Below are 9,767 nucleotides of genomic sequence, written 5' to 3'. Positions count from 1 at the left end.
CCACCGAGGATCAACGCGACGTACACGAAGAACGTCACGTCGGTGATGAAGTTGTCGGGCTGTGCGACGGAGAAGCCGACCGCACGGACCATGCCGCCGACCGCACCGAACATGCCGCCGAGGATCAACGCCTGCATCTTGTAGGAGTACGCGTTCTTGCCGAGGCTGCGTGCCGCGTCCTCGTCCTCGCGGATCGCCTTCAGCACTCGACCCCACGGGCTGCGGATCAAGAGCCAGCACACGAGTGTGCCGAGCGCCAGGATCGTCCAACCGACGAGCACCAGGAAGAACTGGTTGCCGGTGAAGAGGTTGAAGAAGTACCGGTCGGTCGTCGTGAACGGACTCATGTCGTAGAACGTGCTGGTGAAGCCCGTGAGCCCGTCCGACGATCCGGTCCACTTGTCGAGCGAAGGTGAACGGGCGACGATGCGGAAGATCTCGGCGACCGCGATCGTGACGATCGCCAGGTAGTCGGCCCGGAGTCTCAGCGTCGGGATACCCATCACCAGCGCGAAGATCACCGGGAAGACGACGACCGCCATCACCACACCGACCCAGAACAGCGTCGTGTCCGACATGTCGAGGCCGGTGTTGCGGTTGACGGCGGGTCCGATCGTCACGACGGTCATCGCGAGGCCGTAGGCGCCGGCGGCCATGAACACCGCTTGACCGAAGTTCAACAGGCCGGTGTAACCGAAGTGCAGGTTGAGTCCGATGGCGGCGAGGGCGAAGACGATGAAGCGTTCCCCGATCAGACCACGGAACAGGCTTTCGATGATGGCTTGGTAGTCCATGGCGATCCCCTATCCGATCCGTTCCGCTCGTCCGAGGAGGCCCTGTGGTCTCACCAGGAGGATCAAGATCAATGCGACGAGGGCGCCGACGTTCTTGACGTCTCCGGGAAGGATCAGGGTCGAGAGCTGGATGAACAATCCGGCGATGATGCTGCCGAGCAGCGCTCCGTATGCGGTGCCGAGACCACCCAGGGTCACACCGGCGAACATCAGCAGCAACAGACGGAAGCCCATCTCCCAGTTGATGTTCTCGGTGAGTCCGAACATGACGCCGCCGAGACCGGCGAGCGCCGATCCGACGATCCACACCAGACGGATGACCTTCTCGACGTCGATCCCCGACGATTCGGCGAGGTCTCGGTTGTCGGCAACAGCGCGCATCGCCTTGCCGGCTCGCGTCTTCTGCAGTGCGAGGCCGACCCCGACGAGCACCAGCGCCGTGAAGACGATGATGAACAGGTCCTTGCGCAGGATCGTGAAGATGCCGAAGTCGATCGGCTCACCGATCCGGAAGTCGCGGTAGAACCCGGCGCGTCCTCCGAACTGGTACAGCAGGACGTAGCGGATGAGGATCGAGAATCCGATCGACACCACGAGCGCAGCGATCAGGCTGGCGCCCTTCTTTCGCAGTGGTTTCCACACGCCCTCGTTGAAGAGGTATCCCAAGAATCCCGTGAAGACGATGGCGACCAGAGCTCCGAAGACCAGCGAACTCATCCAACTGCCGAACCACGACACCTGCCACGTCACGTTGACGACGTATGCGGTCATGGCGCCGATCGTGACCATTTCGCCGTGGGCGAAGTTGGTGAGGCCGGTCGTGCCGTAGATCAGCGACAGGCCGATGGCGCAGATCGCGATGATCAGACCGAGCTTGAGGCCGTCGACCGTGAGCTGGGCGACACGGTTCGTGTTGTCTCCGCTCGATTGGCGTTCGCCGAGTGGGAACAGCGTGTTCTTGTTCGTGTTCGGCTGGACGCTGATGTCGCTCAGCGGGTTGTTGTCCGGGTTGCGGAGCGAGTTTCCCTCCGGGAGGGTGTCCTCGACGAGTTCGACGCTGTACAGGCCCGGACCGGGAAGGTCGACGCGCCAGTTGCCCTCGGCATCGGACACGGCGGTACCGACTTCGTTGCCGTCGGAGTCCGTCACGACGAAGGTGACCCCCTCGAGCGCGATCTGTTCACCTTCCTCGTCGCGGGTCTGGAGCGTTCCTCCGATCGACTCCGACGAGGCGTCGTCAGCGGGAGCGTCGTCCTCTTGCGCCAACGCCGGTCCGCTGATCGACAGGAGGGTCAGCAACGCAGCGACGACCCCGAGAACGATGCGGAGCCCGGGCGGCCTGGCCCTTGATGTCAGGTTCGATTTCGGCACGGGGCGGTACCTTAGACCCTTGCGGAGGACGAGGGGGAAATCCCCTCTGACTCGGTTCCCATGACCACTCCCCGTGATCGCACGGAGCCCTGATCGACGGCTGCGAGCGCCATGCGAACGGTCACCACCCAGAGTCCCGTTGCTCCAGCGAGGTGCAGTCCGACGAGCAGCTCGGGCACGCCGGTGAAGTACTGGGCGTAGCCGATCGCACCCTGGACGATCGCAACGAAGAGCCAGGTCGACAGCACCGGCCGCAGCGCCGGGGCACGTGTAACGACCACCCACGCCAACACCGCCCCGCACGCGACGGCGACGATCACGGTCCCGCTGTGGATCCGCGCGACGCCTCCGATGTCGAATCCGTATCGACGGACGTCGACCTCGCCAGCATGAGGACCGGCACCGGTGACGACCGTCCCCGTGACCAGTGCGGCACCGGTGAGCGCGACGACAGCCAGTACGAGGCTCTGGACCGGGTCGCGCAGGTCCACGCCGTGCCAGCGGATCGGCTCGACCGACCCGGCGCGGACTGCGATCAGCCCGAATGCGATCGATGCCATGGCCAGGAGAAAGTGTGATTGGACGAGCGCCGGATGCAGGTCGCCACGGACGGCCATCCCACCGACGACTCCATTGGCGAGCACCGAGAGCAGGACGCCGAGGGCAGGCCATCGCAACCCGGCACCGCGTGGCGCTGCACGGAAGCCCCAGATGACGAGCAACAGCGTGGGGAGTCCGATCAGGCCGCTGAGAAGACGATTCAACTGCTCGATCGCGGCGTGACCGGTCGACACGTCGATGAAGCGTTCGGCGTTGCAATTGGGCCAGTCGTCGCAGCCGAGACCGCTCCCGGTGAGGCGGACGACTCCCCCGGCGACCACCAGCACACAGATGCCGACCGTCGTGACGATTGCCAACTGCCGATAGCGGGTGCGCGTCATCAGCCCAGAGGTTACGACTACCGTCGGCGCGGTGCTGAGTTCGTTCGACGACTTTCCGATCCACCAGACGTCACATCCCGTGGCCCGCACAGGGTCGAGCGATCTCAATCACTACGACCGCTACTTCTTCAGCGGGTACACCCGCGACACACGCCTCTACTTCGCTGCAGCCATGGGTCTGTATCCGAACCGCCATGTTGCCGATGCGTCCTTCAGCGTGGTGGTCGATGGTGGAACCGCGGATGCCCGCCAGATCAATGTGCATGCCTCGAGGCGCGCTCCCACCGACCGACGCGACGCGAATCGGGTCGGCCCGATCGAGGTGGAAGTGATCGAGCCGTTGACGACGCTGCGGATCGTCGTCGAAGCGCCCGAGCACGGCATCCGATGCGACCTGACCTTCACCCGTCGCTCACCGGCGATGGAGGAACCCCACTTCTTCCATCAGGTCGGCCAACGCGTGGTGATGGACTCGACCCGGCTGACGCAGTTCGGGAAGTGGAACGGGTGGATCGAGATCGACGGGGAGACGACTCAACTCGCGGCGGGCGACACGTTCGGGTGTCGCGACCGCTCGTGGGGCATCCGCACGGTCGGCGAACGAGCACCGACCGGTGCCCCGGTCGCGGACCCGCAGTTCTTCTGGCTGTGGGCGCCGATCAACTTCGAGGGATTCTCGACCCACTTCGACGTCAACGAACACTTCGACGGCCGTCGTTGGCACGAGTCGGGTTTCATCGCCACGGCCGGCGACGCGACGTCACCGGCCAATTCCAACGATGCGACCGCGCCGGTGCGGATCGCCGAACAGGCTCCTGCCACAGCGATGCGCGCCGTCGACTATCGACTCACGTGGCGGCCAGGGACCCGCGCGGTCGAGACGTTCGAGCTCGACATGATCCCGTGGGATGGCCCACCGTCGACGGTGATCCTCGAGCCGTTGTTCGACTTCCACATGATGGGACTGGGCTACACCCATCCCGAGTGGGGCCACGGCGTGTGGAAGGGCGAGCTCGAGGTCGCGGGTGACCGCTGGGACCTTCCCGTCGACGACCTCACGGCGCCGCAGCACGTCCACATCCAGACGATGGTCAAGGCCACGACATCCGGGGCGATGGGGGTCCACGAGGGCCTCGGCGTGCTCGAACAGTTCGTGATCGGCCGTCACGACCCGAGCGGGCTGTCAGGAATCTTCGACGGGGCCTGAGTCGACGCTGCTCGGCGGGAGCGGCTCGGTGGTCCGGATCTGGTGGAGCAGTTCCGGGAGCACGGCCCCGACAGCAAGCGGCGGTTCGGTCGCGGACGCCGACGACAGCGGTCGACAGTCCTCGTCGCCGCAGTCCGGCGGGATCTCGACGTCGACGCCCGCGACGTTCAGTGACAGTGCATCCGACCCGGTCGTCGTCCCCAGGAATCGCAGCACCCCGCTGAACATTCCGGAGTTCTCCGTTGCCACGTGTTCGAACGGGATCGACGGGATCTCGGTGCCGTCGGCCAGCGTCAGCGTCGCGATCGCATCGTGCGGGAGGTCGAATTCGGTGGAGTCGTCGACAGCCCGGAACGACACGTCGAGATGGGAGCCGCGATCGACGACGTCGAGAACCTCCACGGTCCGACCGCCGCGTCCACCGACGGCCGGGTCGGCGAAGTCCATCGGTGGCGACTCGACCCACCAGCGCACGCCGTCGCCCGTCGGCACCGGAATCGCATCGGTCACGAGCGTTCCCCTGTCGGTGGCGAGTTCGAGGGCGAACTCCTCCGCCTCCGGATCGAGCGGACCCGCCAGCCGAAGCCTCAGATCCCCGACCGAATAGGCCTCGACCCCGTCGGGTTCCACCGCGCGGGCGGGATAGGTGTTGCCGAGGCTGTCGCGCATCTCGAGGAGTGGCCCGTACCAGGTGTCCTGCACGCCGACGTTCAAGAACCGGTCGCTTCCGTTCACGACCCGCAACCGGACGAAGATGTCATCGCCGGAGACGTCGATCGAGTCGAGCACCATCATCGCGTCGTCACCGCCGAACGCCCGCGGACCGATCTCGCTGCGAATCTCCGCGACGCCGTCCCCGGCCTCGATCGTCGATGCGGTGGTCGACCCGGTTGTCGCTGGCGTCGCTGAGTCGCTGCTGCCCGCGCACGCCGACAGGACTGCCGCGATGAGCAAGATGCTCCACCGTCTCGGCGTCACCGTGCCGACTCCTTCTCTCGTGCACGGAAGGCGGCGACCTTGGCCCGCCCGCCACATGCGCTCATCGAGCACCATCGACCGGACTGGTTCTTGCTGCGGTCGTAGAACACCCATTCACAGCCCGGACACGCCTTGAATCGTTTCCAGCAGTCGTCCCGTTGTGCACCCATGATCGCGATCGCGATGGCGCCGATCGTCTGATTCGCCACATCGACCGCTGCGGGAGCCGCCTCGAGGCGGCCGTCGATCACGACGAGAGCGAGCTCGAGTTCGGCGACGTGGTCGGCGAGAATCGCGTCGAGATCTGCATGGTCCGCTCCGTCGTGATGAGCGAGCGCGTGAGCCCGAACGTGCTCACGGAAGTCCACGATGCGCACGCGTTGGTCGGCACTCGGTTTCGTCGCACCCAGACCTTCGCTCACGGTCCAGCGCGTCAAGCCTTCATCGGTCTCAAATCGATCAGCCCCGCTCTCGTGGTTGGCGGTGTTGCAGAACCGTCGAATCATGTCCCATCGGTCGGGGGCCGCCTTGTCGGCCGGCCACGCAGGGTCGGGCAGCACTCTTCCGAGCTCGTCGAGCGGGTGTCCCAGCGCCATGTAACCGACATTATCAGGTTTGTCGGTTACCTCGTGATCGATCGGTGGGCGAGCCGCGTCGATGTCGAGCAGGTCGAGGCGACGGGAGGTCGGCAGGCGGGGCGTCAGGTGTGGCGGATCGACATCCCGCCGTCGACCGGGATGTGTGCGCCGTTGACGAAGCTCGATGCCGGGAGGCACAGGTTGAGCGTCATGTGGGCGACCTCTTCGGGGTCTCCGTAGCGGCGGAGGGGCACCCGGCGGCGGGCGTAGGTGGCCTTCGACTCCTCGTCGATCGCGGCCGTCATCGGGGTGGCGATCGGACCGGGACAGATCGCATTGACGGTGATCCCGTGCCGTCCCAGCTCGACGGCGAGCGACTGTGTGAGGCCGATGACACCGGCTTTCGTCGCTGCGTAGGCGCCGAGACCGGCGGTGCTGACCAGCGCCTCGGTCGACGCGATGTTCACGATGCGTCCGCCACCCGATTCGATCAGATGCGGCAGGGCGAGACGGACGAGCCGAGCGTGAGCCGTCAGGTTGACGTCGAGCGTCTGCGCCCAGCTCGATTCGAACTCCTCGGCGTCCTGGAACGGAGAGTTGATGACGGAGATCCCGGCGTTGTTCACGACGATGTCGAGGCGTCCTCCCCACTCGACGGTCCGGGCGACGAGATGCTCGAGTTGACGAGCATCGGACACGTCGGTGACCACACCGAGCGCCGAGTCCGCTCCATGCACCGCCAGAATCTCGTCGACGACCGCGTCGACACGCTGTTGACCGAGATCGGCCACGACGACGCGGGCGCCCTCGTCGGCGAAGAGTCGCGCGGTCGCACGGCCCATGCCGCTCGCGGCACCGGTGATGATCGCGACTCGACCCGAGATCGACCGCGACAGGTTCGTCAGGCGCTCCAACGCTGCAGCCCGCCCATCCCGTACTGCTTGAGGATCAGCGCACGATTCGGCGTGATCGCGAGGAACGCCGTGTCAGGCGAGTTGTCGGGACCGCCGGGCGCGAACGCGTTCAGGTCGTAGTCGAAGACCCCGTCCCACAGACGACGCTTGGTCTCGAGATCGGTGAACACCTCACCGGTCCCCCACACTTCGACGCCGTCACCGTTCTCGGTCACCTGCCAGTGCACCGCCAGCTTCGGGTTGTCGGCGATGTTCTTCGCCTTGACCGACGTCGTGCCGACCATCGACCACAGGGTCTCGCCGTCCCAGCACGGGTGGACGGGGACCACGTCGGGCTCCCCATCGGCACCGACCGTGGCGATGTGCGCCCACGGGCTCAGCTGACCGGAGAATTCCTTGACATCGTCGAGTGTGCAGTCGTCGCTCATCGTGCGACCGTATCAACTGGGGTCTGACCCCAGTTGATACGGAGCGTCAGACCCTGATCTCGTAGAAGCTGTTGACGCTGTGGTCCACGTCCATCTTGCGGAAGTGTGTGAAACCGGCCGCCCGAGACATCTCCTGCGCTTTCGACGCCGGCAGGCCGAGTGTGCCGAGACCGGCGCCGTCGGGTTCGGAGAGCGCCGAACTCATGCACGACAGCACGCTGATGCCGTACATCAGTGGTGCCATCGGGTTCTTCGCGACGTTCTCGGCGAACGAGTCGCGGCCCTTGATGTCGACGAGCAGCCACGTGCCGTCGTCGGTGATCGCCTCGCGGATCAGTTCCATCATCTCCTGGGGCCGTGTCATGTCGTGGATGCAGTCGAACGTGGTGACGAAATCACACGAACGATCAGCGGGCATCGATTCCGCGCGCGGGTCGACGAAGCGGGCATTCGTCAGACCGGACTCGGCCAGGCGTTCGGCCGCTCGTTCGAGCGCATGCTCGGAAATGTCGTATCCGACGAACGTCGAGTTCGGGAACCGCTCCGCCATCATCAGCACCGCGCCGCCGGCGCCACAACCGATGTCGATCACGCTCGCGCCGGCGTCGAGTCGATCGACGACCCCGTCGAGGCTCGGCAACACGGTGTCGAGCAGGTGGTGTCGCATCCACGGTTCGAAACTCTTCTCGATCCCGATGGCTCCCTCGCAGCCGTGGCTGTCGTAGTCGTGTCCGAGACCGGTGCGGAAGCTCTCGGGCATCTCGTCCAGCGCCGCCATCGTCTGCGGGAACCTGTGGAACATCCCCATCCCGTACGCGACGTGATCGGGCGAGGCGAGGACGGCCACCGCTTCAGGAGACATCGAGAACAGCTCGGGCGACGTCGTCGTGTCGACATCGAGGATCCGTGCGGCCGCCTGGTTGTGCGCCCACTCGCGCACCCATCGCTCGTCGAGACCGGCCGCGTCCGCCAGTTCGGCGGTGGTGACCGGACGCTCGAGCCCGGCGAGCGCGGTGAACAGGCCGAGTCGGTCTCCCAGGTGGATCATCCCGGCCGTGACCGCGCCGCTCAGTTGGGTGAAGACTCCGAACGAGAACATCTTCAGGCGGTCCGGGTCGGTGCCGTCGGTCATCGTCGATTCTGTGCTGCTCATCGCGCCACCGTAGATGTCATCGGGTGCGTTGGCCGACGTCGAGATGCTCGACGTCGCTGAGCTTCGTGAGGCTGAACGTGAACCCGTCGTGGACCTCGAGCGCCTCGAGTCGGCTGACGGACGTGTGTCCGAGCACGAACCGCTCCCACTCCCACGGCGTCGGCTGCAGCCCGAGCAGGTGGGCGATGGTCACCGAGTTCGTTCCCGCGTGGGCCACCAGGGCGATGCTGCGGTCGGGATCCTCGATGTGCCAGATCGGCAACTCGTCGTCGGTGCGCACCATTCCGCGATCGGCGAAGAAGGCGTCGGCACCAGCGCGGATGCGGGTGGTGAACTCCCGAATCGACTCGCCACCCTCGAGACCATCCCAGCGGGCATGTGCGGGGCGGCCTTTGAGTTCGGCATAGGCAGCCTCGGCTTTCTCCTGCGGCGACCCGTGCCACGCCGGATCGCGGATCTCCTCCAACCACGGCGCGATCTGTTCATCGCGTCGCTGGATGTCGAACAGCGGCTCGGCGGTCTGGCGGGCGCGAAGCAACGGCGATGCGTAGATCTGATCGAAGTGCTGAGTCGCGAGGGTGTCGGCCATCGCCCTGGCCTGTGCGTGGCCCAGTTCGGTCAGTGGCGGGTTCGTGACGTTCAATCCATCTCGGATCCACTCGGGCTGGCCATGACGGATGAACACGATTTCCACGCGCTCACACTAGGTTGACCCGGTGCGCGACGGCTCGGTTGGTTCCACCCCGGGCTGGTATCCCGATCCCGGCGGGCAGCACGATCTGCGCTACTTCAACGGCGCCGACTGGACCGGCGACGTCTCGACAGACGGTGAGCGCCGGTTCGCCCCCATGCCGACCACCGGTGGAAACGGACCGTCGGGGACGCCCGCTCTCGTCCTGGGGATCGTGGCGGTCTGTATCGCCTGGATCCCGTTCATCAGCGTCATCGGTGCCGGCGTGGCGGTCGCGGCGATCGTCACCGGCGTCCGACGACGGCGGTGGCCGAGCGCCCGCGATGCGGCGAACGTCGGCATCGTGACCGGCGTCGTCGGCTTGGTCCTGGCGATGGTCGGGACTTGGCTCGCCGTGATCGTGCTCCGCGAAGTGGATCGGTTCGACGATCCCGGCCCCCACGACGTGGCCGATGTGGTCTGCGAGGAGGTCGACGGCGTCACCCGTGCGAGCGGCTCGATCACCAATCTCGACGACGAGCGACGCAGCTACACGATCGAGATCACCTTCGACGGCGACCGGTCCGAGACTGCGCTCGTCGACGATGTCGAGCCGGGCGAGACCACGTCATTCGTCCTCGACGAGGACTTCCGCTTCGACGAACTGTCCTGCTCCGTCACCGACGTCAAGGGCCCCTACCCGTTCGGGATCGACACCGGCCTGTAGCAGCTC

11 protein-coding genes are annotated in these 9,767 nt (G+C 66.0%); 2 read left to right on the top strand and 9 right to left on the bottom strand.

All coding sequences use genetic code 11. The features are described 5' to 3' along the window. The 3 genes from WBV89_RS02500 to WBV89_RS02490 form a co-directional block, all read right to left on the bottom strand. The coding region (locus tag WBV89_RS02500) for a branched-chain amino acid ABC transporter permease (protein WP_423979764.1) at positions 1-794 on the bottom strand (794 nt) is incomplete at its 3' end. A 9-nt stretch (positions 795-803) separates the two neighbouring features. Beyond that, positions 804-2,165 (bottom strand): ABC transporter permease subunit, encoded by a 1,362-nt coding sequence (locus WBV89_RS02495; protein WP_423979763.1) that lies wholly within the window; start codon positions 2,163-2,165, stop codon positions 804-806. Between the two features lie 11 nt (positions 2,166-2,176). Next, positions 2,177-3,106 carry a COX15/CtaA family protein gene (locus WBV89_RS02490; protein WP_423979762.1) on the bottom strand — a complete coding sequence of 310 codons (930 nt, stop codon included), beginning with the start codon at positions 3,104-3,106 and terminating at the stop codon, positions 2,177-2,179. 31 nt (positions 3,107-3,137) lie between these two features. On the opposite strand from WBV89_RS02490, the gene WBV89_RS02485 reads away from it, so the two are divergent. Next, on the top strand, positions 3,138-4,313 hold the full coding sequence (locus tag WBV89_RS02485; RefSeq protein ID WP_423979761.1) for a hypothetical protein: 1,176 nt from the start codon (positions 3,138-3,140) through the stop codon (positions 4,311-4,313). Here the strand turns inward: WBV89_RS02485 and WBV89_RS02480 are convergent. The 6 genes from WBV89_RS02480 to WBV89_RS02455 all read right to left on the bottom strand — a co-directional run bounded on the left by WBV89_RS02480 (position 4,290) and on the right by WBV89_RS02455 (position 9,058). Further along, positions 4,290-5,267 carry a hypothetical protein gene (locus tag WBV89_RS02480; protein ID WP_423979760.1) on the bottom strand — a complete coding sequence of 326 codons (978 nt, stop codon included), beginning with the start codon at positions 5,265-5,267 and terminating at the stop codon, positions 4,290-4,292. The genes WBV89_RS02485 and WBV89_RS02480 overlap by 24 nt on opposite strands. 20 nt (positions 5,268-5,287) lie before the next feature. Next, positions 5,288-5,887, bottom strand: a complete 600-nt coding sequence (locus WBV89_RS02475) for a CGNR zinc finger domain-containing protein (protein ID WP_423979759.1) — start codon at positions 5,885-5,887, stop codon at positions 5,288-5,290. Between the two features lie 104 nt (positions 5,888-5,991). Continuing rightward, on the bottom strand, positions 5,992-6,783 hold the full coding sequence (locus WBV89_RS02470) for an SDR family NAD(P)-dependent oxidoreductase (RefSeq protein ID WP_423979758.1): 792 nt from the start codon (positions 6,781-6,783) through the stop codon (positions 5,992-5,994). Then, complete coding sequence (locus WBV89_RS02465; RefSeq protein ID WP_423979757.1) at positions 6,771-7,211, bottom strand: pyridoxamine 5'-phosphate oxidase family protein; 441 nt, start codon at positions 7,209-7,211, stop codon at positions 6,771-6,773. The genes WBV89_RS02470 and WBV89_RS02465 overlap by 13 nt, the downstream gene beginning before the upstream one ends. Positions 7,212-7,257: 46 nt before the next feature. Further along, positions 7,258-8,364 (bottom strand): class I SAM-dependent methyltransferase, encoded by a 1,107-nt coding sequence (locus tag WBV89_RS02460; RefSeq protein ID WP_423979756.1) that lies wholly within the window; start codon positions 8,362-8,364, stop codon positions 7,258-7,260. 16 nt (positions 8,365-8,380) lie between these two features. After that, positions 8,381-9,058, bottom strand: coding sequence for a histidine phosphatase family protein (locus tag WBV89_RS02455; RefSeq protein WP_423979755.1), 678 nt, complete (start codon positions 9,056-9,058; stop codon positions 8,381-8,383). A gap of 22 nt (positions 9,059-9,080) precedes the next feature. Between WBV89_RS02455 and WBV89_RS02450 the strand changes: the two genes are divergently transcribed. After that, positions 9,081-9,761 (top strand): DUF2510 domain-containing protein, encoded by a 681-nt coding sequence (locus WBV89_RS02450; RefSeq protein ID WP_423979754.1) that lies wholly within the window; start codon positions 9,081-9,083, stop codon positions 9,759-9,761. Positions 9,762-9,767 lie beyond the last annotated feature (6 nt).

The sequence above is a fragment of the Ilumatobacter sp. genome (genome assembly GCF_049588435.1).
In the GTDB taxonomy this organism is placed as follows: Bacteria; Actinomycetota; Acidimicrobiia; order Acidimicrobiales; family Ilumatobacteraceae; genus Ilumatobacter_A.
Note: the sequence above shows the minus strand (reverse complement) of the source record. Positions and strands in the feature narration are given on the sequence as shown.

What these genes read in the sequence shown, in the direction of transcription:
- WBV89_RS02490 (WP_423979762.1), bottom strand. Translation starts at nt 3,106, where the DNA reads ATGACGCGCACCCGCTATCGGCAGTTGGCAATCGTCACGACGGTCGGC.
- WBV89_RS02475 (WP_423979759.1), bottom strand. Translation starts at nt 5,887, where the DNA reads ATGGCGCTGGGACACCCGCTCGACGAGCTCGGAAGAGTGCTGCCCGAC.
- WBV89_RS02465 (WP_423979757.1), bottom strand. Translation starts at nt 7,211, where the DNA reads ATGAGCGACGACTGCACACTCGACGATGTCAAGGAATTCTCCGGTCAG.
- WBV89_RS02460 (WP_423979756.1), bottom strand. Translation starts at nt 8,364, where the DNA reads ATGAGCAGCACAGAATCGACGATGACCGACGGCACCGACCCGGACCGC.